Origin of the sequence: Komagataeibacter oboediens (assembly GCF_003207815.1) — a bacterium.
Classification (GTDB): Bacteria; Pseudomonadota; Alphaproteobacteria; order Acetobacterales; family Acetobacteraceae; genus Komagataeibacter; species Komagataeibacter oboediens.
The window spans coordinates 25,590-48,728 of record NZ_NKTX01000005.1 but is presented as its reverse complement, the minus strand read 5'-3'; the positions used below and the strand labels follow the sequence as shown (position 1 = coordinate 48,728).

General features: G+C 63.5%; 23 protein-coding genes. 14 read left to right on the top strand and 9 right to left on the bottom strand.

Translation table 11 applies throughout. The features are described from left to right. Window positions 1-31: 31 nt before the first annotated feature. The 3 genes from recO to rpsB all read right to left on the bottom strand — a co-directional run bounded on the left by recO (window position 32) and on the right by rpsB (window position 2,672). Window positions 32-823 carry a DNA repair protein RecO gene (recO, locus tag CFR80_RS04760; protein WP_010513495.1) on the bottom strand — a complete coding sequence of 264 codons (792 nt, stop codon included), beginning with the start codon at window positions 821-823 and terminating at the stop codon, window positions 32-34. Window positions 824-872: 49 nt separating this feature from the next. Then, window positions 873-1,778 carry a translation elongation factor Ts gene (gene tsf, locus CFR80_RS04755; RefSeq protein ID WP_010513496.1) on the bottom strand — a complete coding sequence of 302 codons (906 nt, stop codon included), beginning with the start codon at window positions 1,776-1,778 and terminating at the stop codon, window positions 873-875. A 108-nt stretch (window positions 1,779-1,886) separates the two neighbouring features. Next, window positions 1,887-2,672, bottom strand: coding sequence for a 30S ribosomal protein S2 (rpsB, locus tag CFR80_RS04750; RefSeq protein WP_010513497.1), 786 nt, complete (start codon window positions 2,670-2,672; stop codon window positions 1,887-1,889). Window positions 2,673-2,950: 278 nt separating this feature from the next. On the opposite strand from rpsB, the gene CFR80_RS04745 reads away from it, so the two are divergent. Next, the gene (locus CFR80_RS04745; protein WP_010513498.1) at window positions 2,951-3,382 is read left to right on the top strand and encodes an OsmC family protein; all 432 of its coding nucleotides are present in this window, start codon (window positions 2,951-2,953) and stop codon (window positions 3,380-3,382) included. Between the two features lie 246 nt (window positions 3,383-3,628). Here the strand turns inward: CFR80_RS04745 and aroC are convergent, their stop codons facing one another. Further along, complete coding sequence (gene aroC / locus CFR80_RS04740; RefSeq protein ID WP_010513499.1) at window positions 3,629-4,720, bottom strand: chorismate synthase; 1,092 nt, start codon at window positions 4,718-4,720, stop codon at window positions 3,629-3,631. 19 nt (window positions 4,721-4,739) lie between these two features. Further along, window positions 4,740-5,579: an enoyl-ACP reductase FabI gene (gene fabI / locus CFR80_RS04735; protein WP_010513501.1), complete on the bottom strand. Its 840-nt coding sequence runs from the start codon at window positions 5,577-5,579 to the stop codon at window positions 4,740-4,742. Window positions 5,580-5,789: 210 nt separating this feature from the next. Here fabI and pdxH point away from each other — a divergent pair, with 210 nt between their 5' ends. The 12 genes from pdxH (at window position 5,790) to CFR80_RS04675 (ending at window position 17,478) form a co-directional block, all read left to right on the top strand. Further along, window positions 5,790-6,395, top strand: a complete 606-nt coding sequence (pdxH, locus tag CFR80_RS04730) for a pyridoxamine 5'-phosphate oxidase (RefSeq protein ID WP_010513502.1) — start codon at window positions 5,790-5,792, stop codon at window positions 6,393-6,395. A gap of 134 nt (window positions 6,396-6,529) precedes the next feature. Next, window positions 6,530-7,375 carry a universal stress protein gene (locus CFR80_RS04725; protein ID WP_010513503.1) on the top strand — a complete coding sequence of 282 codons (846 nt, stop codon included), beginning with the start codon at window positions 6,530-6,532 and terminating at the stop codon, window positions 7,373-7,375. Window positions 7,376-7,545: 170 nt separating this feature from the next. Further along, window positions 7,546-8,238, top strand: coding sequence for a phosphoadenylyl-sulfate reductase (locus CFR80_RS04720; RefSeq protein WP_010513504.1), 693 nt, complete (start codon window positions 7,546-7,548; stop codon window positions 8,236-8,238). 80 nt (window positions 8,239-8,318) lie between these two features. Beyond that, a complete protein-coding gene (gene cysD, locus CFR80_RS04715) occupies window positions 8,319-9,113 on the top strand; it encodes a sulfate adenylyltransferase subunit CysD (protein WP_010513505.1) in 795 nt (264 codons plus the stop codon). 25 nt (window positions 9,114-9,138) lie between these two features. Next, window positions 9,139-11,025, top strand: a complete 1,887-nt coding sequence (gene cysC, locus CFR80_RS04710; RefSeq protein ID WP_010513506.1) for an adenylyl-sulfate kinase — start codon at window positions 9,139-9,141, stop codon at window positions 11,023-11,025. 147 nt (window positions 11,026-11,172) lie between these two features. Next, entirely contained in the window at window positions 11,173-11,502 is a 330-nt protein-coding gene (locus CFR80_RS04705; protein ID WP_010513507.1) for a DUF2849 domain-containing protein, read from the top strand. Beyond that, window positions 11,492-13,180 (top strand): nitrite/sulfite reductase, encoded by a 1,689-nt coding sequence (locus CFR80_RS04700; protein WP_010513508.1) that lies wholly within the window; start codon window positions 11,492-11,494, stop codon window positions 13,178-13,180. The genes CFR80_RS04705 and CFR80_RS04700 overlap by 11 nt, the downstream gene beginning before the upstream one ends. Continuing rightward, entirely contained in the window at window positions 13,167-13,658 is a 492-nt protein-coding gene (locus tag CFR80_RS04695) for a DUF934 domain-containing protein (protein ID WP_010513510.1), read from the top strand. Before CFR80_RS04700 ends, CFR80_RS04695 begins: the two co-directional genes overlap by 14 nt. A 96-nt stretch (window positions 13,659-13,754) precedes the next feature. After that, entirely contained in the window at window positions 13,755-15,059 is a 1,305-nt protein-coding gene (locus tag CFR80_RS04690) for a 3-deoxy-D-manno-octulosonic acid transferase (RefSeq protein ID WP_110507123.1), read from the top strand. Beyond that, window positions 15,059-16,045 carry a tetraacyldisaccharide 4'-kinase gene (gene lpxK, locus CFR80_RS04685; protein ID WP_373636459.1) on the top strand — a complete coding sequence of 329 codons (987 nt, stop codon included), beginning with the start codon at window positions 15,059-15,061 and terminating at the stop codon, window positions 16,043-16,045. The genes CFR80_RS04690 and lpxK overlap by 1 nt, the downstream gene beginning before the upstream one ends. Continuing rightward, window positions 16,042-16,974 carry an LpxL/LpxP family acyltransferase gene (locus CFR80_RS04680; protein ID WP_110507137.1) on the top strand — a complete coding sequence of 311 codons (933 nt, stop codon included), beginning with the start codon at window positions 16,042-16,044 and terminating at the stop codon, window positions 16,972-16,974. The genes lpxK and CFR80_RS04680 overlap by 4 nt, the downstream gene beginning before the upstream one ends. 159 nt (window positions 16,975-17,133) lie before the next feature. Further along, window positions 17,134-17,478: a hypothetical protein gene (locus tag CFR80_RS04675; RefSeq protein ID WP_110507122.1), complete on the top strand. Its 345-nt coding sequence runs from the start codon at window positions 17,134-17,136 to the stop codon at window positions 17,476-17,478. Between the two features lie 38 nt (window positions 17,479-17,516). On the opposite strand, the gene CFR80_RS04670 is transcribed toward CFR80_RS04675, so the two are convergent. Further along, window positions 17,517-18,854, bottom strand: coding sequence for a penicillin-binding protein activator (locus CFR80_RS04670; RefSeq protein ID WP_181418162.1), 1,338 nt, complete (start codon window positions 18,852-18,854; stop codon window positions 17,517-17,519). 11 nt (window positions 18,855-18,865) lie between these two features. On the opposite strand from CFR80_RS04670, the gene rsmI reads away from it, so the two are divergent. Then, a complete protein-coding gene (rsmI, locus tag CFR80_RS04665; RefSeq protein WP_029329321.1) occupies window positions 18,866-19,861 on the top strand; it encodes a 16S rRNA (cytidine(1402)-2'-O)-methyltransferase in 996 nt (331 codons plus the stop codon). A 9-nt stretch (window positions 19,862-19,870) separates the two neighbouring features. Here the strand turns inward: rsmI and CFR80_RS04660 are convergent, their stop codons facing one another. The 3 genes from CFR80_RS04660 to CFR80_RS04650 all read right to left on the bottom strand — a co-directional run bounded on the left by CFR80_RS04660 (window position 19,871) and on the right by CFR80_RS04650 (window position 23,101). Further along, a complete protein-coding gene (locus CFR80_RS04660; protein ID WP_029329313.1) occupies window positions 19,871-20,515 on the bottom strand; it encodes a LolA family protein in 645 nt (214 codons plus the stop codon). 74 nt (window positions 20,516-20,589) lie between these two features. Next, complete coding sequence (gene mbfA / locus CFR80_RS04655; RefSeq protein WP_048856808.1) at window positions 20,590-21,546, bottom strand: iron exporter MbfA; 957 nt, start codon at window positions 21,544-21,546, stop codon at window positions 20,590-20,592. Window positions 21,547-21,688: 142 nt separating this feature from the next. Next, on the bottom strand, window positions 21,689-23,101 hold the full coding sequence (locus CFR80_RS04650; RefSeq protein ID WP_110507136.1) for a glutamate--cysteine ligase: 1,413 nt from the start codon (window positions 23,099-23,101) through the stop codon (window positions 21,689-21,691). Window positions 23,102-23,139: the final 38 nt, after the last annotated feature.

The window sequence follows — 23,139 nt, the reverse complement described above, 5'->3', positions numbered from 1 at the left end:
CGAAACTTTACGCTTTGTCCAATGCTCGTACTCAGTCTGTAGCGGTCGTGGTGGCGTCAGGCGACGCATCTGGCGGGGAAATGTCCGCCTCACGCGCAATCATGTCCAGCAGCCTGCTCCGGGCTTCGGGCACGGGACGATGACGCTGCCCAAAGGCGTCACGTTGCAGGAAGTGACCCGTCAGGCGCAACCCGTCATACCAGTCCACCGGCGTGCCGACCTGATCGGGATGCAACACGAAACCGGGCAGCGGCAGCAGGCGGCTACGCCATTCTCCCGCCCGTTCATCCGATACCGCCCGTCCGGTGCGCGGCGATACCCAGCGCAGGTCGTCACACCTGCCACCAAGGGCACAGTGGCCCAGATCCAGCCCGAAGCCGAGTTCGGACAGCAGCAGCAGTTCCCAGCGCACGATTTCGGGCATGGCTTCGGCCACCGCCCATTGCGGGTCAAGGCTGATCCGCGCAAGCAGGCTGGCCAGTCCCTGAAATATGGCGGGGTGGGGTTCGCGTTCGGGCAGGCAGCCATCGGCCAGCGCGCACAGAGATGCCAGCATGGCCAGCGGTAGCGGATCGTCCAGTATGCGGGCGGCAGATGCGTGGACCGTCTCCGCCGTAATGTTGCCCAGCTGTTCAGGCAGGCGGGCGGTCCAGCGCGCACGCACGAGGTTCCCCGTCTGCCAGACCGCGCGACCCCGTCTGGATGATCCCCCACGGGCCAGACCGTGATACAGCCCGTGCTCACCCGTCAGGACATGCACGATCGCGCTGCCTTCCCCATACGGGGTGGCGGAAAGCACAAGGGCGGGTGCTTCCCATTCCATCAGGAAACACCCGCCCTTGCGAAAAGAAAACCGGAAACCGGCAACGTGATCAGTTGCCGGCAGCCTTTGCCACTTCGGCGGCAAAGTCGTTTTCTTCCTTCTCGATGCCTTCACCCAGCTGGAAGCGGTCGAAACCGGTCAGCTTGGCGCCTGCCTTTTCCACGATCTTGCGCACGCGGCTTTCGCCATCATGAACCCAGACCTGTTCCAGCAGCACAACTTCTTCATAGAACTTGCGGATACGGCCATCGACCATCTTTTCAATGATAGCATCGGGCTTGCCCGACGCCTTGGCCTGTTCCACCAGCACGGCACGCTCGCGCTCAAGCGCCTGCGGGTCGACACTGTCCACATCCAGCGCGGCCGGACGGGTTGCGGCAACATGCATGCCGATGCGGCGACCAAGGTCTTCCATCGCTTCGCTGGCAGTCGGCGCCTCAACGGCAGCCAGCACGCCAATCTTGCCCAGACCCGGGCTTACGGCGGAATGAACATAGGTCGCGACCACGCCCGACGGCACGCTCAGCACGCGCGCGCGGCGGATGGACATGTTTTCGCCAATGGTGGCGATCAGGTGCGTCAGTTCATCGGCAACGCTGCGGCCGCTTTTCAGCACGGCGGTCTTCAGCTTTTCCAGATCGTCGCCAACGTCCAGTGCCGCATGCGCCACTTCGGAGACGAAGTTCTGGAAATGCTCGTTGCGGGCAACGAAGTCGGTTTCGGCATTGACTTCGACCATGGCGGCCTTCTTGTCCGCCTGCGCCACGCCGACCAGACCTTCCGCCGTAACGCGGCCGGACTTCTTGGCGGCAGCCGACAGGCCCTTCTTGCGCAGCCAGTCGATCGCGCCTTCAATGTCGCCTTCGGCCTCGTTAAGGGCCTTTTTGCAATCCATCATGCCCGCGCCGGTCTTCTCACGAAGTTCCTTGACGAGGGCTGCGGTAATTTGCGCCATTATCCTGATACTCCTCACGACAGGCGCACGCCCCGCATCGCTGCAGGGCGTGTCCTTGCTGTGTCAGTTACGCCGGGGGGCCTGTTCAGCCCCACCCGGCGTGCAATTTCATTCCGCGCTTGCGGCGGCTTCCGTCACGGCCGTTTCCACGGCGGGGTCGATCGGCAGTTCTTCGGACGCACCGAAGTCTTCGCCCGACGCACCCAGCTCGGCGGAGATACCGTCGAGGACAGCGGACGACACCAGTTCGCAATACAGGGCAATGGCGCGGATGGCGTCATCGTTGCCCGGGATCGGATAGGTCACGCCACGCGGGTCTGAGTTGCTGTCCAGCACGGCCACAACCGGGATACCCAGCTTGTTGGCTTCTTCAACCGCCAGCTTTTCCTTGTTCGTGTCGATCACGAACAGGATGTCCGGCAGGCCGCCCATTTCCTTGATACCGCCGAGCGAACGCTCCAGCTTCTCACGGTCACGGGTGATGTCCAGGACTTCCTTCTTGGTCAGGCCCTGGGTGCCGTTTTCCAGCATGTCGTCAATGCCGCGCAGACGCTTGATCGAACCGGTGATGGTCTTCCAGTTCGTCAGCATGCCACCCAGCCAGCGGTGGTTGACGTAGTACTGGCCGCAACGCTTGGCAGCTTCCGCCACCTGATCGGCCGCAGCGCGCTTGGTGCCGACGAACAGCACGCGGCCACCACCGGCCACGGTGTCACGGATCGCCTTAAGCGCACGGTCCAGCATGGGAACGGTCTGCTGCAGGTCGATGATGTGAACCTGGTTGCGCACACCGAACAGGTACGGCGCCATGCGCGGGTTCCAGCGGCGGGTGTGGTGACCGAAGTGCACGCCGGCTTCCAGCAGCTGGCGCATTGTGAATTCAGGCATCGCCATGTCGGCTAAATCCTTGTGTCTGGTTTATCCTCCGTGAAGCACGCCCTGTTTTTCAAGGACACCAGAGGTATTGGCTTCACGTGCGAATTGGCCCCAACGTGGGACCGTGGCGGGATATGGCCGTTTTTGGTGCATATTGCAAGGGTGGTGTTGGCGCGAAGTGCATCGTGATGCAACTTTTCACCGGTCAGCCGGTTGCCCCGTGCGAGGGATGGCAATCATCCGGGGCGCATATCGCGCCCAGATCGTAACCTGGATATCTGAGGAAACGCGACATAATGGCGATCACGAAATTTGCGACCGCACACTGGTCCGGCGGACTGAAGGACGGCAAGGGCGAAATCTCGACCCAGAGCGGTTCACTCACGAACCAGCCTTATGGTTTCAATACCCGTTTTGAAGATAAACCCGGCACGAACCCCGAGGAACTGCTGGGCGCAGCCCATGCCGCGTGCTTCGCCATGGCGCTGTCGGGCATTCTGGGTGGCGCGGGGCTGACAGCCAGATCACTGGATGCGAAGTCTGAAATCGTGCTGGACAAACAGGGCGAAGGCTTTGCCATCACTCATGCGAAACTGACGCTGGAAGCTGAAATTCCGGGTACTACCGAAGCGCAGTTCAAGGAACTGGCGGAAAAGGCAAAAGCCGGTTGCCCCGTCTCGAAGCTGTTCAACGCAACCATTACACTTGATGCAAGGCTGAAAGGCTGATCCACAGGGCTGATGCGGGGCGGACAGATGTTCCGCATCGGCTTTCATGCCTGCTGCATTCCACCCTGTCTGAAGCTTTTTGAAAAAGCTTCATCAGAAACTTTCCGACAGTCAGAATGTCCTGCGGCTGGTCTGTCCAGACAGTTTTCGGGAACGGTACGACCTTGGGATAAGGAACAGACTGCCGCAGCAGGCGGGGCGGGTATAACCCGCCCCCACCGGAGCGACATGCCGCGGTCCCGGGTTTTACAGAACCACGGGCTCCTGATTGCCCACCTGTCCACGGTGGCGCAGCAGGTGATCCGCCAGGACGCAGGCCATCATCGCCTCCCCCACCGGCACGGCACGGATACCGACACAGGGGTCATGCCGCCCCCTGGTCATGACATCCACGTTCTCCCCGTCCCGCGTGACGGAGGGGACGGGCGTCAGGATCGAACTGGTCGGCTTGACCGCGAAACGGGCAACGATCGGCTGCCCGGTGGAAATACCACCCAGCACGCCGCCGGCATGGTTGGAAGCAAACTGCAGCATGCCGTTTTCCATGCGCATCGGGTCCGCGTTTTCTTCCCCCGTCAGGCAGGCGGACGCAAAACCGTCCCCGATTTCGACGCCCTTGACGGCATTGATGCTCATCAACGCCATGGCAAGGTCGGAATCCAGCTTGCCATAAATCGGCGCACCCAGCCCCGGCGGTACGCCTTCGGCCATGACCTCGATCACGGCGCCAATGGACGATCCCTTCTTGCGGATATCGGCAAGGTAGTCTTCCCATACCGGCAGCATCGCCATGTCCGGACAGAACAGCGGATTGGCATTCACCATTTCCCAGTCCATCCGTGCGCGGTCAACCGCATGCGGCCCGACCTGCACCAGCGCGCCACGGATGCTGATCCTGTCACCCAGCACCTTGCGCGCCACGGCCCCCGCCGCGACCCGCATGGCCGTCTCCCGCGCGGATGAACGCCCGCCACCACGATAGTCACGGATGCCGTATTTCATGTCATAGGCGACATCGGCATGGCCGGGACGGTACCGGGTGGCGATATCGCCATAATCACGCGAACGCTGGTCAGTATTGCGGATCACCAGTGAAATGGGGGTGCCGGTCGTATGCCCCTCGAACACGCCGGACAGGATCTCGACCTGATCTGCCTCCTGTCGCTGCGTGGTGAATTTGGACTGTCCCGGCCTGCGGCGGTCCAGCCATGGCTGGATATCCGCCTCTTCCAGGGCAACACGGGGCGGACAGCCATCAATCACGCAGCCAATGGCCGGGCCATGGCTTTCGCCCCATGTGGTGACGCGGAACAGGTGGCCAAAGGTATTGTACGACATGGGGACAGGCTTCCCGCGATCAGTTACCCGCGACCGTGATATCCGGCGCGGTGGGGTTTTTCATGCCGACAATATGGTAGCCGGAATCAACGTGGTGGATTTCCCCCGTCACGCCACCCGACAGGTCGGACAGCATGTACAGGCCCGCGCCGCCCACTTCTTCCAGCGAGACATTGCGTTCCAGCGGAGAGTTGTACTGGTTCCATTTCAGGATATAGCGGAAATCGCCAATGCCATTGGCCGCCAGCGTCATGACCGGCCCGGCAGAGATACCGTTGACGCGGATGCCGTCACCACCCAGGTCGACCGCCATGTACCGCACCGATGCTTCCAGCGCCGCCTTGGCGACACCCATGACATTGTAATGCGGCATGACACGCTCGGCCCCCAGATAGGTCAGGGTCAGCAGCGACCCGCCGGGGTTCATGATGGCGGCCGCGCGCCGGGCGACGGCGGTAAAGGAATAACACGAAATATCCATCGCCTTGAGGAAGGCATCACGCGGGGTATCGACATACCGCCCGCGCAGGAACTGCTTGTCCGCCCAGCCGATGGCGTGAACGAGGAAGTCGATCTTGCCCCATTCCTTCTCGATCGCGGCGAACGTCGCATCCATGGCGGCGTCGTCGGTCACGTCGCACGGCAGGACCAGGGTCGACCCCACGGTTTCGGCCAGCGGGCGCACGCGCTTGCCCAGCGCTTCCCCCTGATAGGTAAAGGCCAGTTCCCCCCCCTGTTCCGCCACGGCGCGTGCAATGCCCCAGGCGATGGAGCGGTCATTCGCCACCCCCATGACAAGGCCCCGTTTGCCCTTCATCAATGAACCCTTGATGGAAATTTTGGGCGCGCCGTCTGACATGCTGGTATCCTTAATGGTAAATGACGGATGAAATTTCGGCCTCGTGGTTGCACAAGCTGCCGTTTTGGACAAGATGCCGATTGCGGTAATTCTAGCCAATAATTGTCACATAGTAACTTACCTTATGTTTCCATATGTTTCGTATCCCTGCGCAGACCGGTCCGGGCGCAGGCCGGTACAAGGCATGCAGCGTGACGGAACCCCGATCCCATGACCCTTCCCCTGATCGATCTCGACGCCGATCCGTTCGACCTGTTTGACGCGTGGATGCGTGACGCGACCGCGCACGAACCCAATGACCCGAACGCCATGGCGCTGGCGACCGCCACGGCTGACGGGCGGCCATCGGTACGGATGATCCTGCTCAAGGGCGCGGACCGGCGCGGCTTCGTGTTCTATACCAACCTCAACAGCCGCAAGGCGGCCGAGCTGAAGGCCAACCCGTACGCCGCCCTGCTGTTCCACTGGAAAAGCATCCGCCGTCAGATCCGTATCGAAGGCGCGGTGGAACCCGTCACCGCGGCGGAGGCCGATGCCTATTTCGCCAGCCGCAGCCGGGTGTCACGCCTGGGCGCCATTGCGTCGAACCAGTCCCATCCCCTGCCCGACCGCGCCGTGTTCGAAGCGGCCGTGGCGGACCTTGAAGCCCGCTATCCGGATGCCGACGCCCCCATTCCCCGCCCCGCCAACTGGAGCGGCTTCCGCGTCGTGCCACAGCATTTCGAATTCTGGCAGGACCGCCCCTACCGCCTGCATGACCGGGCTGTATGGGACCGGACGGTCAATGGCTGGGCGACCGAACGCCTTTACCCCTGAACTTAACGCCGCCTGATCCGTTTTCCGTGCATACGGGGCGTGCCGTACCTGCCTTGCAGGCCATGCGCATTCCCCATGAACGGATCAGGAGGTGTTGAATGTGCATACGCAGGATATTGCTGCCCCTGGGCGGAATGAGCCATGCGGAAAGTGCGCTGCATGCTGGCGGCGTGATCGCCCGCATGTTCGACGCCCACCTGGCCGTGCTGCACGTGGGCACGGACATGCAGGAAGTCGGGCCGCTGGTGGGTGAAGGCCTGTCAGGTGCGATGGTGCAGGAAATGATCGCATCCGCCCTGAAGGAAAGCGCCACACGCCTGCATGGGGTGCGGGGACTGTTTGACAAGTTCGTTCATGACGAGGGGATTCCCGTCGTCGCGGTGGATTCCCCCCTGTCACCGGTCGGTGCGCATGGCCTGTCCGCCAGCTTCATCGCCCATAGCGGCCATACCCGCAGCGTGGTGTCGTTCCAGGCGCGGCTGTCCGATATCGTGGTCCTGCGCCAGCCTGACCCGGATGGAGATGTCTCGTCCTCGGACACGCTGCATGCCATCCTGTTCGAAAGCGGGCGCGGGGTCGTCATCGTGCCGCCTGTCGCCCCTCCCACGATCGGGAAGCGGATCTGCATCGGCTGGAACGGCACGTCGGAAGCCGCATCCGCCATCCACCACGCGCTGCCCCTGCTGCGCCGGGCGGAAGCGGTGCATATCCTGCACAGCCCGGCCTACCAGCGCCCCGGCCCGGAAGCCCGCCATGTCCGGTCATTTCTGGCGCTGCATGGCATCATGACCAATATTCACGAATTCGGTAGTGATACACGCCCCGTAGGCGAAGACATGCTGGCCACTGCCCATGACCTGGGGGCGGACATGATGGTCATGGGGGCATATTCCCACTCCCGCCTGCGTCAGATGATTCTGGGCGGCGTCACGCGGCATATGCTGGAAAACAGCGATATTATCGTTATCATGAGCCGCTGAGACGTACGATACACCCATATTCCGCGCCATTTTGGTCCCCCGTCTCACAATACGCATATTTTTGTGTATAAATGCCGGACCCCGCCTTGATTTTACGCCGTGCGGGGATTAGGTGTGACGTGAAAAGAACGCCAAAGCCTAGTGTAAAATCTGGCCTAGGGGGGGAGATTATGCGCATCAACGCGGACATTATGGCAGAACTGAAGCAGGCGGGGGAAAACGCTTCCGAGGTGCTTCGTGTCGCCCTGACGCGGCTGCGCGGTCGCATTGCGCTTGTTTCATCCTTTGGCGCTGAATCCGCCGTGATGCTGGCACTGGCGGCGGAAATCGATCCCGCCGTTCCGGTTCTATTCCTTGAAACGGGGCAGCATTTCCCCGAAACGCTGGCCTACCGGCAGGAACTGGCCCGCGTGCTGGGCCTGCGTGATGTGCGCGACCTGCACCCCGCCCCCGGCCAGATCGAACGCCGCGACCCCGAAGGCCAGCTATGGGCCTTTGACCCTGATGCCTGCTGCGCATTGCGCAAGGTCGAGCCGCTGGATGAAGCCATGATCCCCTTTGACGCGTGGATTACGGGCCGCAAGCGCACGCAGGCCGCGACCCGGCAGGGCCTGCCGGTGGTGGAGGACGCGCCAGGGGGCAGGATCAAGATCAATCCGCTGATCAGCTGGACGCCGCGTGAACTTGACGCCGAAATGACACGCCGCAACCTACCGCGACACCCGCTGACGCTGCGCGGCTATCCCTCCATCGGGTGCGCGCCGTGCACGCGGCCCGTGGCCGAAGGCGAGGACCCCCGCCAGGGCCGTTGGGCCGGGCAGGCCAAGACGGAATGTGGTATCCATGTCCGCAAGGCGTCCTGAACCGGAACACCCCTTTGCCGGCCATGCCGAGGCCGCCAGTTTCCCTGTTTTCTTTCCTGTTACGGAAGGTCTGTAATTCCATGGACGATCTCGACCAACTAGAGGCGCAGAGCATCTTCATCCTGCGTGAAGCCTACCGGAAGCTGAAGCCACTGGCGATGCTGTGGTCGCTGGGCAAGGATTCCAACGTCATGCTGTGGCTGGCGCGCAAGGCGTTCCTTGGCCGCGTGCCGTTCCCGGTCATGCATGTGGATACGGGCAAGAAATTCCCCGAAATGTACCAGTTCCGCGACGAATACACCAAGAAGTGGAACCTTGAACTGCTGCTGGGCGACTGCCCGCCGGTGGAGGACATCGATCCCACCCTGCCGCCTGCCGCGCGTTCGGCGGCGCGCAAGACTGCGGGCCTTGCCGCGATGATCGACAAGTACAAGCTGGCGGGCGTGATCGCGGGCATCCGCCGCGATGAACAGGCCACCCGTGCGAAGGAACGCGTGTTCAGCCCCCGTGGCGCCGGCCACAAATGGGACGTGCGCAACCAGCCGCCCGAATTCTGGGACCAGTACGCCACCCCGCACGAACCCGGCATGCACGTGCGCGTGCACCCGCTGCTGTCATGGCGTGAAATTGACATCTGGCGCTATGTCGAACGCGAAGGCATCCCGCTGGTTGACCTGTATTTCGCAAAGGACGGCAAGCGCTACCGCTCGCTGGGGGACCAGGACATCACCAGCCCGGTGGAAAGCAACGCGACAACCGTGGCCGAAGTGATCGCCGAACTGGAAACCTCACGCACATCCGAACGCGCGGGACGCGCCATGGACCATGAATCCGAGGACGCGTTCGAACGCCTGCGCGTGGCCGGCTACCTCTGATCGGACAGGACGGAGTTATATTACAATGAGTACAATCCCGACCCCTGCCCCGCAGGAAGCCGCCACCCCCATCGTGATCGTGGGCCATGTCGACCATGGCAAATCCACCCTGATCGGTCGCCTGCTGTATGATACCGACAGCCTGCCCGACGGACGTGTCGCGCAGATCATTGAATCCAGCAAAAAGCGCGGCCTGGCGGTTGAATGGAGCTTCCTGCTCGATAGCCTGCAGATCGAACGCGATCAGGGTGTTACCGTTGATTCCACGCGCATTCCCTTCCGACTGGGCACGCGCCAGTTCGTGATCGTGGACGCGCCTGGCCACCGCCAGTTCCTGCGCAACATGATCACGGGTGCCGCCGATGCCGAAGCCGCCGTACTGGTGGTGGACGCGAATGAAGGCGCGCAGGAACAGACCCGCCGCCATGCGATGCTGCTGCGCCTGATCGGCATCCGCCATGTCATCGTGCTGATGAACAAGGTCGATATCCTCGACTACGACCAGAAGAAGATCGAAGCGGCCGAGCGGGATGTCACCGCCCTGCTGCACCAGCTTGAAATCGAGCCGACGGTGTTCGTCCCCGCCTCCGCACGTGAGGGCGACAACATGGCGTCGCGTTCGGACCGGATGCCGTGGTACAAGGGCCCGACCCTGACCGAGGCACTGGCCGCGGTCCCTGCCCCGTCCTCGCGCGCCGACCTGCCGCTGCGCCTGCCGGTGCAGGACGTCTACCGCTTCGACACCAAGCGTATTGTCGTGGGCCGTATCGAACGTGGCCGCATCCGCGTGGGTGATGAGATCGTAATTGGCACGCAGGGCGCGCGCGCGCGCATCGCCACCATCGAAAGCTGGCACACGGCACCGCAGGTCGCGGCCATCGCGGGGCAGTCCGTGGCCGTGACGCTGGAACCCGATGTCATTCCCGACCGTGGCGACTTCCTGTATCCCGCATCCGCCGCACCGCTGCGCGCAGCACGCATCCGCACCCGCCTGTTCTGGCTGCGTCAGGAACCGCTGCGCGTGGGCGAAAGCTTCAGGCTACGCCTTGCCACGGCGGAACATCAGGTCACGGTGGCGGCCATCGATTCCGTGGTGCGCCTTGAGGATCTGACCGAACACCCCGCCGAGGAAGTTCCGCCCGAAGGCTTTGCCGAAATCACGCTGGCGGTGTCCGAAACCATGCTGTTCGACCCGTTCGTGCCCGGCACGTCGGACGGACGCGGCGTGCTGGTGGACCGCAACCAGCAGATCGTCGGTGGCGCGCCGCTGATCGGCGTTGCCGAAAGTGTCGCGGGCCGCAATGCCATCCACCCGACCGGCAGCGCCGTGTCGCTGTGGGACCGTGCACGGGCGAAAGGCCACCGTGGCGGCGTGTTCTGGATGACCGGCCTGCCGGGCGCAGGCAAGAGCACGCTGGCGCGCGGGGCGGAGACGCGCCTGTTCTCCCGCGGGATCGATGTATCGGTTCTGGATGGAGATACTCTGCGTGCGGGACTGTGTTCGGACCTTGGCTTTTCGGAAGCGGACCGTCGTGAAAACGTACGTCGCGCCGCCGCCGTTGCCCGCATCCTTGCGGAAAGCGGGCAGGTCGTGATCGTTGCCCTGATCTCGCCCACCATTGCGGACCGTGAACTTGCCCGCCAGATCGTGGGTGAGGGTTTTCATGAAATCTTCATCGACACGCCGCAGGCCACGTGTGAACAGCGCGACCCCAAGGGCCTGTATGCCGCCGCCCGCGCGGGCAAGATCGAAGGGTTCACTGGCATCGATGCGCCGTATGAAGCCCCTGTCAGCCCCGACCTGCGGCTGGAAACGGCCAATGTGTCAAGCGACGAGACGGCTGCACGCCTTGCCGCCTTCATTGGCGATGAAATCCGCCCTGATGAGGCGGCCCAGCGCCAGCAATCCTGATGCCGGCAGGGTCAGGCCGCCCGCAGCGGCGACCTGACCCCATGCAGGACCGGGTTTAGGATCATGGGCGCCAGTTTACATGTCTGGCGCCTTTTTGTACCAGTCACGGCATATTACGCCTGTTGCCTGGAAAGGATCGGTTCACAAGTGGATGTCAGGAACAACCGCCGGGATACGACCGGCGCCAGCGTCATTACCGCCAACCGTCTGCTTGATGGCCGTACTGTCTGGCTGACGCAGCAGGGATGGTCGGAACATATCGCCCATGCCCGTATTTTCGACAATGCGGATGTGGAAGATGCGATAAAGCAGACCAAGGCGACGCCGGATGCCCGCAAACTGGTGGGTATCTATGGCGTGCAGCTGGACCCGTCGGCTGCTGGCATATCCCCGCTGACCATGCGTGAGCGCATTCGTGCGTTCGGTCCCAGCGTCCACCCCGATTTTGCCCCTGTGGAGATATCCCATGTCCACTGACACCGCGACCCTGCCGGTTGGCCGGTATGCCTATGACCAGGTGGACCGCACCTTCCTGTCCCAGCGCGTGGCGCAGTTCCGCGAACAGGTGAACCGCCGCATTGCTGGCGACCTGAGCGAGGACGAATTCAAGCCACTGCGCCTGATGAATGGCCTGTACCTGCAGTTGCATGCCTACATGCTGCGGGTTGCGGTGCCCTACGGCATGATGGGGTCCGACCAGATGCGCGCGCTTGCCCATATCGCGCGCACGTATGACCGCGATTACGGGCACTTCACCACACGGCAGAACGTGCAGTTCAACTGGATCCGGCTGGAGGATACGCCCGATATCCTCGAACACCTGGCCCGCGTGAACATGCATGCGATCCAGACCAGCGGCAACTGCATCCGTAATGTCACATGCGACGAATTCGCGGGGGCGGCCGCCGATGAACTGCTGGACCCGCGCATTCATGCGGAAATCCTGCGCCAGTGGTCCACGCTGCACCCGGAATTCTCGTTCCTGCCGCGCAAGTTCAAGATCGCCATAAGCGGCAGCCCGCATGATCGTGTCGCCGCCCGTTTCCATGATATCGGGCTGGTCGCCCGTCCCGGCCCGCAGGGTCGGCCGGTGTTTGACGTGTTCGTGGGCGGCGGCCTTGGGCGCACACCGATCATTGGCGTGCAGTTGCGCGACAACCTGCCCGAAGAGGATCTGCTGGCGTATCTCGAGGCCATCGTGCGCGTGTACAACGCCTATGGCCGACGCGACAACATGTACAAGGCCCGGATCAAGATCCTTGTGCAGGCACTGGGCGTCGAGCAGTTCCGCGAAAAGGTCGATGCGGAATTTGCGCTGATGAACCGCGCGGACTACCGGCTTGACCCCGCCATCGTGGACGGCATCCGCGCGCGCTTCGGCATTCCCGACCTGGCGGCCCCCGCTGACGCGGCGCAGAAGCTGGCCGCCGACCGCAGGGCAGACCCGGCCTTTGACCGCTGGGTGCGCACCAACACCCATCCCCACCGCAATGACGGGTTCATCTGCGCCGTGGTTTCCGTAAAGCCTGATGGCGGCATTCCCGGTGATGTCACGGCGGACCAGATGGACCTGATCGCCGATCTGGCCGATGGCTGGTCATTTGGTGAAATCCGCGTCACCCACATGCAGAACGTGGTGCTGGGCCATGTGCGCAAGGACCGGCTGCGTGACCTGTGGCACAAACTGGTCGCGGCCGGTCTGGGCACGCCCAATATCGGGCTGGTGGGCGATATCATTGCCTGCCCCGGTCTGGATTACTGCGCGCTGGCCAATGCGCGTTCCATCCCCATTGCGCAGAAGCTCAGCGCCCGCTTTGCCGACCCCGAACTGCAGGAACGCATCGGCAGGCTGAACATTAACATATCTGGCTGCATCAACGCCTGCGGGCACCACCATGCGGGCCATATCGGCATCCTTGGCGTGGACAAGCGCGGCGAGGAATTCTTCCAGCTTACCCTTGGCGGTTCGGCTGGCAATGACGTGGCCATTGGCCAGATCATCGGTCCGGCGCTACCGGAAGATGAAACGGTCGACGCCATCGCCCGGCTGATCGATACCTATCTGGTGCTGCGTCAGGGTGACGAGCAGTTTATCGATACATACCGGCGTCTTGGCGCCGCCAGCTTCAAGGATGCCGTCTATGCCCCTGCTTGAGAATGGCCACATCGTGGATGACGCCTGGGTCACGGTTGCCGGGGATGACCCCATTCCCGCGACGGGCGCCGTGATCGTACCCTTCGCACGGCTGGAGGAAGGTCTGGCGCGCGCGGGCGATGCACCGCTGGGTGTCGCCATCGGGCCGGATGTGGATGTAGCCCTGCTCCGCCCTGCCCTGCCGCGCCTCGGGCTGGTGGCGGTCACGTTCACCTCCTTCCGCGACGGACGCGCCTTCACGCAGGCACGTGCCCTGCGCGAACACCTGTCGTTTACGGGGGAAATCCGGGCCACGGGCACGCCGTTGCCCGACCAGTACGAATTCATGCTGCGCTGTGGCATCACCACCGTGCAGACCGAACGGCCGGAGGCCGTCAGCGTATGGCAGCAGGCGCACGAAATCATTTCCGTCGCCTACCAGCCGTCCATCCTGCATGAACGCGTGCAGGGACTGGGATTCCGCCGCTTCGTGTCATGACCACACACCGGGGAAAAGGACCTGTGTCCTTTCCCCACCCGGCGGGGCGTGTTACCGCAAGGGCATGCGCAAGCGTGTTTTCGAACTGATACAGCCATGACGCACCGGGACAGGATGGGCACAGGCCCGTGCGGTGCCGTCCTTGCGGCGGCATGGTGGGGTGTTGCCAGCCTGCTGCCCCCCTTCCTTCGCCTGAACCTGCGCCGCCGTCTGACGCGCGGCAGGGAAACCTCCGACAGCGTGCCGCAACGCCGTGGCATTGCCAGCCGTGCCAGTCGCCCCCCCGGCCCCCTGATATGGCTGCACGCGGCAAGCGTGGGGGAAAGCGTGGCGCTGCTGCCGGTTATCAGCCAGCTTCTTGCCATCAGCCCCACCCATACCATTCTGGTTACGACCGGCACCGTGACAGGTGCCGGAATCATGCAGGCCCGCCTGCCGGGCCTGCACGGCCATGAACGGGTCATCCAGCAATTCGCGCCGCTGGATGTTCCGCGCTGGGTCGCGCGGTTCCTCGATTTCTGGCGACCTGATGTGGCAGCACTGGTGGAAAGCGAACTCTGGCCCAACCTGATCGCTTCATGCCGCAGCCGACATATTCCGCTGGCATTGCTGAACGGACGCCTGTCCGACCGGTCATTGACCCGATGGGGCATGGCGCGATGCCTGCTGGCGCGCATGCTGTCCGCCTTTTCATGGGTCATGGCGCGCAGCCCTGAAGATGCGCAGCGCCTGCGCCTTGGGGGCGCCGCGCGGATCGACCTTGTAGCGGACCTGAAGGAAGCCGCCCCCGCCCTGCCATATGACCCGTCGGCGCTGGACGAAATCCACCACCACCTTGCGGGGCGTCCGGTCTGGGTCGCCGCCTCGACCCATCGGGGGGAAGAAGCCGGCATTCTGGCCGCCAGCCATCTGGTCCGCCATACCGTGCCCGACGCGCTGACCATCATCATTCCCCGCCATCCCGAACGCGGGACGGAAATCGAAACCCTTGCGGGTCACCCGCTGCCCCGCCGGGCGGAGGGACAGTTTCCTACGGACCATGACGCCGTATGGATATGCGACACATTGGGGGAGACGGGACTGTTCTACGCCCTTGGCGCGCCCGTCCTCATGGGAAACAGCCTGCCGGGCTGTGCCGGGGGTGGCCATAATCCGGCGGAACCGGCACATGCCGGGTGCACGATAGCCAGCGGTCCGCAGACAGGCAATTTCCGTCAGGCCTATGCCCGGATGGGCACACGCGTCCATTATGTGCGGACAGCGCAGGATATCGCGCAATGGGTCATCGCGCATATGGGGCAACGCGGTTCGGACAACACCGTACCCACCGTTGCCTCCCCGTCCGATCCGGACATTGCGCGGCAGGTTGCAGCCGCGATCGCGGCGATGGCAGGACGATGATACGCCCCCCGGCCTTCTGGTGGACTTCGCCGGCCCATCCGGGGTGGGCGGCACACCTGCTTTCCCCGCTGTCATGGATATATGCCGCCGCCACGGCGCGCCGGGTACGGGCGACGGGATGGCGTGCGCCGGTGCCCGTGCTGTGCTGCGGGAATATCGGGGTGGGCGGCACGGGCAAGACCCCGCTTGGCCTTGATCTGGCACAGCGCGCCATTGCGCGGGGGCGGCGTCCGGCCTTTCTGTCGCGCGGTTACGGCGGAAAGCTGCCTGCGGGCACGAAAGTGGACCCGCAGCGGCATACCGCGCGCGAGGCGGGCGACGAACCGCTGCTGCTGGCCCGCGTCGCCCCATGTTATGTCGGGGCTGACCGGGCCATTTCAGCCCGCCGGGCCATAAGCGATGGGATAGACTGTCTGGTGATGGATGATGGTTTCCAGAATCCCACGTTGCATCAGGACCTCTCCCTTGTCGTGGTGGATGGCGCGGTCGGATTCGGCAACGGGCGTGTCCTGCCCGCCGGGCCGCTGCGCGAACCCGTGGCTGCCGGTCTGGCGCGCGCAGGTGGCGTGGTCGTGATGGGTACGGACCAGCGGGGCATGACGACCTCCATAAAAAAGGGTCTGCCCTGCTATACCGCCACGTTGCAACAGAAGGCGGATGCCGTGCCGCGCGACAGGCCCGTTATCGCCTTTGCCGGAATCGGACGGCCTGACAAGTTTTTTGACGGCCTTGCCAGCATTGGCATCATCCCCTTGCGCTGCGTGGCATTTGCCGACCACCATCCCTATACCCTGACGGACTGCAGGCGCCTGCTTGCACTTGCGGCGCAGCAGGACGCCTGCCTTGTCACAACGGAAAAAGATGCCGTACGCCTGCCCCCGGACGTGCGGATGCAGGTCGTGACCGCAGGACTGCAACTGGTATGGGGCACGTCCGCCATGCCGGACCACATACTTGACCTATGGCTGGGCAGAACAGACGCATGACAGCACCCATCCCCTCACGCCCCACCCGGCAGATGCGCCTTGAAGCCGCGTTCGTCCGCGGATTGCTGGCCATATTCCGCCGCATCGGGCCAGTGCGGGCATCCAACCTTGGCGGTTTCCTGTGCCGGGTGGTGGGACCACGCCTGCCGGTGTCGCGCATTGCCGATGCCAACCTGCGCATGGCCATGCCGGAACTGGACGCAACCATGCGCCGCCGCGTGATACGGGACATGTGGGATAATATCGGTCGCAATGCCGGAGAATTCCCCCATCTTTCCACCCTGCCCCGCAATCCCGCCAGTGGTCCCGGTTGGGACGTGGTGGGCGAGGAACACCTCCAGGCGCAGGCAGCGCGGGGCGGGCCGACCATTTTCGTATCCGGTCATATCGGCAACTGGGAAATGCTGCCGCCTGCCGTCGCGCGGTACGGCCTGCCATTTTCATCGTTCTACCGTGCCCCGAACAATCCGCTGGTCGACCGGATCCTGTGTGACCTGCGCGACGCGGCGATGGGACAGCCCGTGCCCCTGTTCGCCAAGGGCGCACGCGGCGCACGCAGCGCACTGGCGCATATCCTGAAGGGCGGGCATCTGGGCATGCTGGTGGACCAGAAGATGAATGACGGCGTGGCGGCGCGTTTTTTCGGCCTGCCCGCCATGACCGCAGGCGCCATGGCAGCCATGGCGATCAAACTGCGTTGTCCTGTCATACCGGGGTATGTCGAACGGCTGGGCCCGGCGCGGCTGCGCATTCACGTTCACCCGCCACTGGACCTGCCCGATAGCGGGGACCGGACTCAGGACCAGATGGAACTGACCCAGATGGTCAATGACCGGATTGAAGGCACCATTCGACAGCATCCGGGCAGTTGGCTATGGCTACACCGCCGATGGAATAGGCATTTGCCTAAAAACAAGATTAATAAATAGGCAGTTATGCAACATATTATTGCTTTTTATCACAGGGTGAGGTTTCTGCCTGTTTCTGCGGCTTTCATTCCCAAATTCAGTTTGGCAAAGCAGCCATGCAGGAATAGCGTTGTTCCCACATTGTCACTCCACGACAGTCAGAGGGCCAACGGAATGCACATGATGGATCAGCAGGCTTCCGCCACCAATGTTGTTTCCCTGCGGCAGGGTTTCCTGCCCCGTCACCGCGAATACCTGATGCGCTGGCTGCAGGCAGGTGCCTGCATGGGCCTGTGTGATGTGGACATCACCAACCGTGACGAAAACGATGAAGTCGACATGGATCATGTCCTGGTCTGGGTACGTGAGAACGCAAACCCTGCCTACATGGTTCGCCCCGAAGGCATGGGCTGGGTGCTGATCGACCAGATCCGTGAGCGTCCGCTTGCCACCTACCGCAGCTTCGAAGCCGCGCTGCATGCCATCCGCCCGGTACTGTCCTGCGGGGCCACTGTCGCGGCCTGACCGGCCGCGACGCGCATTATGCCCTTCCCCTTTCGCGCCTAATTGGCGCTGCGGCGCAGCTTGCCTGCGGGGGGAATGACGATCCTGCTACCACCGGACGGCAGGATCTGGAACACTGCAAGATCACGCCGCGTCTTGCCATTTTCAAGAAAACCGAACGCGCCATCCACGCCGCCAAACCCTTCTGGCCGGGTCAGCGCCTGCACGGAATAGCCATTCGGGCTGCCCGCCGGACGGGCCTGGTCCAGCGCCTTGACCAGTGCTGCCGAATCATAGGTCAGGTCAGCCAGCGGCGTGGGCATGTGGTGGTACCGCGCCATGAACTGCTGCACGAAAGTCTGGCGCGTGGCCGGATCGGGGGCTGCGTACCATGCCCCCTGCAATGCTGACAGCTTGTTGGCGAAAGCGCCCCACAGCCCCGGTCCCATGATCTGCACATGCGTGCTGTCCACATGTGTCTCGGCCAGCGCGTTGATGACCATGCCCAGTTGCAGCCCCGTATCCCCCAGCAGCAGCGCATCGAACGGGGGCGCCGGGAATTCTGGTGCAGCAGTCGGCGCGGGCGACGGCGCAGGCTGATCGGATGCCGACGGCGCGGGTGCGCCATCGGGATTGGCGGGATCAACAGTCGCATCCACCTTGGGGGCAGCCTGCGCATCGGGCGCGGGCTGCGTCGTGGCGTCGGGCTGCACCACGGCGCTGGCACGCGTTTCAAAGGCGGACAGGGTTTTCAGGCCAGTGAGAATGGAAGCCTGCGTGCTGTCATGGAACATGATCTGCGGGGACTGCAGGCCATTTTCCTCGCACACCTGCTGCAGCGCCTGTCCCAGCGCGCGCCCCAGCCGGTTGTCAGGCAGGAAGGCGACAAAATGCTGACGCCCCTGCTGCCGGGCGGCCAGCACCATGCGCCGCACCTGCTGTTCCGGGGCAATGCCCAGCGTCCACACGCCCGGCTGGGCTACGGACATGTCACTGGTGAACGCCAGCATGGGAATATGCGCCGCCGTGGCGATCGTGGCCGCGCGGGCCGTGTCATCCGTCGTCAACGGCCCCAGGATCAGTCCGTCCCCTGCCGTGACGGCGGCCTGCGCGGCCGTCGCGGCGGTTGCACCCGGGGCCGCGGTATCATGCACGTCCAGCGGGGGTGATGTGGGGGAATTCATGGCCATGCGGGTGGCGGTCAGCATCTCCTGACCCAGATGGGCGTTGGTGCCGGTCAGTGGCAGCAGGACACCCACGCCACGACCGGCCTGCGGGCCACGATGGTGCCCGCCCCCGCTGGCGCATGCCGTCAGCGCCGACAGGGCCAGCCCGGCAAACAATAAGCGCTTGCATGCAAAGCGCGAAGAGGCAGAATCAACATCCTGTCCTTGCATCTGGGTTCCGAATGTCTGACGCCTCATCTTCCTCGCCTTCAAAATCTCAACATGCCGCGGAACATCCGACGGACATTCCCCCCAGAACGCTTCATAGCGGAGAAACGCCCCTCCGTCATGCAGGGAACGTGGATGAAACCATTGCGGTTCTGCACCGGGATGGAGAACTTATCCTTGTTTCCACCCCCATTGGCAATCTGGGTGACATGAGCCGCCGGGCAGTGGAAACACTGCAGGCCGTCGACCTGATCCTGTGCGAGGACACGCGTACCAGCGCACGGCTGCTGCGGGAATACGGCATCCATACCCGCACCCGTCCCCTGCACGACCATAATGAGGACCGGCAGATCCCCGCCCTGCTTGACGCATTGGGCACGGGCCAGCGCATCGCGGTGATTTCGGATGCGGGCACGCCGCTCATGTCCGATCCCGGCTACAGGCTGGTGCGCGCGGTTGTGGCGGCGGGTGGCCAAGTGACCGCGGTACCCGGCCCCAACGCGGCGGTCATGGCGCTGACGCTGTCGGGGCTACCGCCACATCCATTCATGTTTTCGGGCTTCCTGCCCCCGCGTGAAGCCGCACGGCGCGAGGTACTGGCACAACTGCACGCAGCGGAATGCGCCGGGCTGTCCGCCACCCTGATCTGGCACGAAGCACCGCACCGGCTGGCCGAAATGCTGGCGACGCTGGCCGATGTCATGGGGGGCGACCGCCATGCCGCCGTCGCGCGCGAACTGACCAAGCGGTTTGAGGAAGTGCGCCGGGGCACGGTAGCCGAACTGGCCGCCCACTACGCAGAAAACCCGGCACGGGGCGAGATTACGGTGGTGCTTGGCCCGCCATTGCATGATGACAGCACGGCCACGGACCTGGACACGCAGTTGCGTGAAGCCCTGCGCACCCTGTCGGTCAAGGACGCGGCCGCCCTTGTGGCCGGCATTACTAGCCTGCCGCGCCGCACGGTCTATGCCCGCGCGCTGGAACTTGCACGCGGGCCGCAGGGATAATGACCGCGATCAGTGCTGTTCGGGCAGGTCGGTACTGAACAGCGAATCTGGCGGCATAGGGCCACCGGTTGATGCATCAAGCAGGTCGACACGGGTGGTTTCCTGCTGGGCGTCCTGAATGATCCAGCCACGCAGCAGCAGCGGACTGTCATGGAAAATCAGCGTCATGCTGCCGTCACCGGGGGAATCGGTACGCACCAGCGTGATCTCCAGCACATTGCCGTCATGCGACAGGCCGGTGACCGTCACATCCCCCGATAGCTGGAGATGCGGACGCAGCAGCAGGCCCAGCGGCGTCTTTTCCATGGGCATGGTGGTGGTCTGGTCCAGCTGGCTGTCGTTGAAGACGACCTGATCATGATTGGCGACCAGCAGCAGCGGGCTGGGCGGATCATACTGAAACCGCATGCGCCGATTCGTCCGGTCGATCCACGCGGTCCCGGTGCTCTGCTTGCCATCAGGTGCAGTCTGGCGGAAACGGGCTTTCAGCAGGCTGATCGCATCCAGATGCCGTTCAACGCGCTCCAGCAGGGCATGGTCCTGATCCGACGCGCCAACGGCCATCTGTTCCTGCGCATGGGCAATGGACAACGGGCTGCCGGCAGCCAGCAGGCAGGCCAGACCACAGATGGCAAGGGTAGGATGGAATTTCATGATACGGGACGATCCATGCACGAAGTAGCCGCCCACTGGTGCCCCATCATGGGGGTAATATCAAGGCAGGCGGATCAGGAACTGCCAATCAGCACACCGGCGGCAAACACCAGCAGGCCGCCAAGCACGATCTGCACGACGGCCGACCCGAACGGTGTTTCCTGATACCGCCAGCGTATCCATGAAATCACGAACAGTTCGATCACCACCACGATCACGGCCGCGATCATCGCCGCCGAAAAATCATTGATCAGGAACGGCAGCGTATGGCCGATCCCCCCCGCCGTGGTCATGAGCCCGCATATCAGCCCGCGCAGCAGCGGCGCGCCACGACCTGACAGCTTGCCATCATCGGACAGGGCTTCGGCAAAGCCCATGGAAATCCCCGCCCCGACCGACGCCGCCATGCCGACCAGAAAGGCATTCCATGGCTGATGCGTGGCGAACGCCGCGGCAAAGACGGGGGCCAGCGTGGACACCGACCCGTCCATCAGCCCGACAAGGCCGGGCTGGATGACCTGCAGCACGAAGCGGCGGCGGGCGTCCTCATCCTCGCTTTCGCGCTTGTTCAGGGGCAGGCGGTCCAGTTCAATCGCGTTGGCGGCCTGTTCGTGCTGGTCCTCGGCATGGGCCAGGTCGCCCAGCAGCTTGCGCGTGACGGCGTCAGTAGTGCGCAGCGCGGCCTGACGGTAGAAGCGCGCGGCATCCATTTCCATCTGCCGGGCATGCTGGCGCACGGCCTCGATCCCCTGCGTCTGGACCTGCCATGCGGGCTTGCGCACGATGAAATCCGCAATGTCCTGACGGCGGATCAGCGGGATATGGGGGCCAAACCGCCGGGCGTACAGGTCGATCAGATCCCGGCGGTGGCTGTCTTCCTCCGCCGACATGTCGGTGAATATCTTGGATGTATCGGGATATTTTTCCCGGATTGCGTAAGCAAAATCGGAATAGATGCGCCCGTCTTCCTCCTCATTGGAGATGGCCAGCGCGAGGATTTCCTGATCAGTCAGGGACGAGAATTTACGCATTATCCACTCTATGCATAAATTCCTGCGTCACCTCAAGAATATTGTAAAGTTAAAAATAATTATCAGTTGTATTTACAAAGTAATAACCGAAACTGATTATGCTTCTCGATTACATTTACTGTAGATACACTAATCTTTCGCGTCAGACCGCGGCCTCGGCAAAGATACGGGTTACATCCCCCTGCCACCGACCATGATAGGCCGCAAGCCATGCCTCCGCCTGCGTGGGGCCACCCGCCGCAATTGCGTGCAGGGGGGCCAGATGACAGGTTTCGTCGCGTCCCTGCGCATCCCTGACATTGCGTGCCCGCAGCCCGTCAGTCGCCAGTTCGATCATACGCGCGGCCAGTGCGCGCAGCGTGCCCTGCCCCCATGGTGTGTCCAGCCCGCTGCGCGGCACCGCGCCGCGAATGGCGATATACTCATCCCACCCGTGTTCCAGCACCAGCCGTTCCGCGGCGTGCAGGGTGGCATCGTCATACAGCAGCCCGGTCCACAACGCGGACTGCGCCAGCATCATGGCCGGCGTCCCGGCATCTGCGCCCCGCATTTCCAGAAACTGCTTGAGCCGCACATCGGGAAACGCTGTGGTCAGATGATCCTCGAAATCCCCGATCGTCGGGCGCTCGCCCTCCAGTCCCGGTGGGCAGCGTCCTTCCAGCCAGCCCCGGAACGAACTGCCCGCGACATCAATCAGCCGGTCATCGCGGGTGACGAAATACATCGGCACATCCAGCAGCCAGTCCACATAGGATGCGAAGCTGAAGCCATCTTCCAGAAAACGGCGCGGCATGCCCGCGCGCGCGTTATCGGTATCGGTCCAGACCCGCGCACGGTTGGACAGGAAACCGTTGGGGCGTCCTTCATAGAAAGGCGAACTGGCGAACAGCGCCGTCGCCACAGGCTGCAACGCCAGCGAGACCCGCATCTTGCGCGCCATGTCCGCCTCAGACCCGAAATCAAGATTGACCTGTACCGTGCAGGTGCGCAGCATCATGTCCAGCCCCAGCGTTCCCACCCTGGGCATGTAGTTGCGCATGATGGCATAACGGCTCTTGGGCATCCACGGAATATCCGACCGCCGCGCCGTGGGGTGAAACCCCAGCGGCGCGAACCCGATGCCCAGATCCTCACAGATCGGGCGGATGGCCGTGAAGTGGCGCGTCATTTCCGACCCGGTTTCGTGCAGGGACGCCAGCGGCGCACCGGACAGTTCGAACTGCCCGCCCGGTTCCAGCGAAATCGAACTGCCTTTCGCGTCCCTCCGCCCCTTCAGCCCGATCAGCGCGTCACGGTCGATGATTTCTTCCCACCGCGTCCCCCCTTCTTCCGCGGCCAGACCACGCAGCAGGGCTTCGATCCCCTGCGGGGCATAGGGTGGCGAGGACCAGGGCCTGCGGTCCGGCATTGCGGCGTCGGGGCGGACAAAACCGAATTTTTCATGTTCCGTGCCGATCCGCCATTCTGGGCGCGGCCGGGCACCGGCCGCCAGAACTGCGACCATCTGGTCAAATGATTCGATTACGTTTGAATTATGCGCGCCGGGATTCGACATGGCGGGGGCAATATCCTCAATGACAGTCAGATTAACGC

What these genes read in the sequence shown, in the direction of transcription:
- CFR80_RS04690 (WP_110507123.1), top strand. Translation starts at nt 13,755, where the DNA reads ATGACGCACCGGGACAGGATGGGCACAGGCCCGTGCGGTGCCGTCCTT.
- cysD (WP_010513505.1), top strand. Translation starts at nt 8,319, where the DNA reads ATGGACGATCTCGACCAACTAGAGGCGCAGAGCATCTTCATCCTGCGT.
- CFR80_RS04675 (WP_110507122.1), top strand. Translation starts at nt 17,134, where the DNA reads ATGATGGATCAGCAGGCTTCCGCCACCAATGTTGTTTCCCTGCGGCAG.
- fabI (WP_010513501.1), bottom strand. Translation starts at nt 5,579, where the DNA reads ATGTCAGACGGCGCGCCCAAAATTTCCATCAAGGGTTCATTGATGAAG.
- recO (WP_010513495.1), bottom strand. Translation starts at nt 823, where the DNA reads ATGGAATGGGAAGCACCCGCCCTTGTGCTTTCCGCCACCCCGTATGGG.
- aroC (WP_010513499.1), bottom strand. Translation starts at nt 4,720, where the DNA reads ATGTCGTACAATACCTTTGGCCACCTGTTCCGCGTCACCACATGGGGC.
- CFR80_RS04670 (WP_181418162.1), bottom strand. Translation starts at nt 18,854, where the DNA reads ATGCAAGGACAGGATGTTGATTCTGCCTCTTCGCGCTTTGCATGCAAG.
- CFR80_RS04650 (WP_110507136.1), bottom strand. Translation starts at nt 23,101, where the DNA reads ATGTCGAATCCCGGCGCGCATAATTCAAACGTAATCGAATCATTTGAC.
- CFR80_RS04725 (WP_010513503.1), top strand. Translation starts at nt 6,530, where the DNA reads ATGAGCCATGCGGAAAGTGCGCTGCATGCTGGCGGCGTGATCGCCCGC.
- CFR80_RS04680 (WP_110507137.1), top strand. Translation starts at nt 16,042, where the DNA reads ATGACAGCACCCATCCCCTCACGCCCCACCCGGCAGATGCGCCTTGAA.
- mbfA (WP_048856808.1), bottom strand. Translation starts at nt 21,546, where the DNA reads ATGCGTAAATTCTCGTCCCTGACTGATCAGGAAATCCTCGCGCTGGCC.
- rsmI (WP_029329321.1), top strand. Translation starts at nt 18,866, where the DNA reads ATGTCTGACGCCTCATCTTCCTCGCCTTCAAAATCTCAACATGCCGCG.
- pdxH (WP_010513502.1), top strand. Translation starts at nt 5,790, where the DNA reads ATGACCCTTCCCCTGATCGATCTCGACGCCGATCCGTTCGACCTGTTT.
- CFR80_RS04700 (WP_010513508.1), top strand. Translation starts at nt 11,492, where the DNA reads ATGTCCACTGACACCGCGACCCTGCCGGTTGGCCGGTATGCCTATGAC.
- tsf (WP_010513496.1), bottom strand. Translation starts at nt 1,778, where the DNA reads ATGGCGCAAATTACCGCAGCCCTCGTCAAGGAACTTCGTGAGAAGACC.
- CFR80_RS04745 (WP_010513498.1), top strand. Translation starts at nt 2,951, where the DNA reads ATGGCGATCACGAAATTTGCGACCGCACACTGGTCCGGCGGACTGAAG.
- CFR80_RS04695 (WP_010513510.1), top strand. Translation starts at nt 13,167, where the DNA reads ATGCCCCTGCTTGAGAATGGCCACATCGTGGATGACGCCTGGGTCACG.
- cysC (WP_010513506.1), top strand. Translation starts at nt 9,139, where the DNA reads ATGAGTACAATCCCGACCCCTGCCCCGCAGGAAGCCGCCACCCCCATC.
- rpsB (WP_010513497.1), bottom strand. Translation starts at nt 2,672, where the DNA reads ATGGCGATGCCTGAATTCACAATGCGCCAGCTGCTGGAAGCCGGCGTG.
- CFR80_RS04720 (WP_010513504.1), top strand. Translation starts at nt 7,546, where the DNA reads ATGCGCATCAACGCGGACATTATGGCAGAACTGAAGCAGGCGGGGGAA.
- CFR80_RS04660 (WP_029329313.1), bottom strand. Translation starts at nt 20,515, where the DNA reads ATGAAATTCCATCCTACCCTTGCCATCTGTGGTCTGGCCTGCCTGCTG.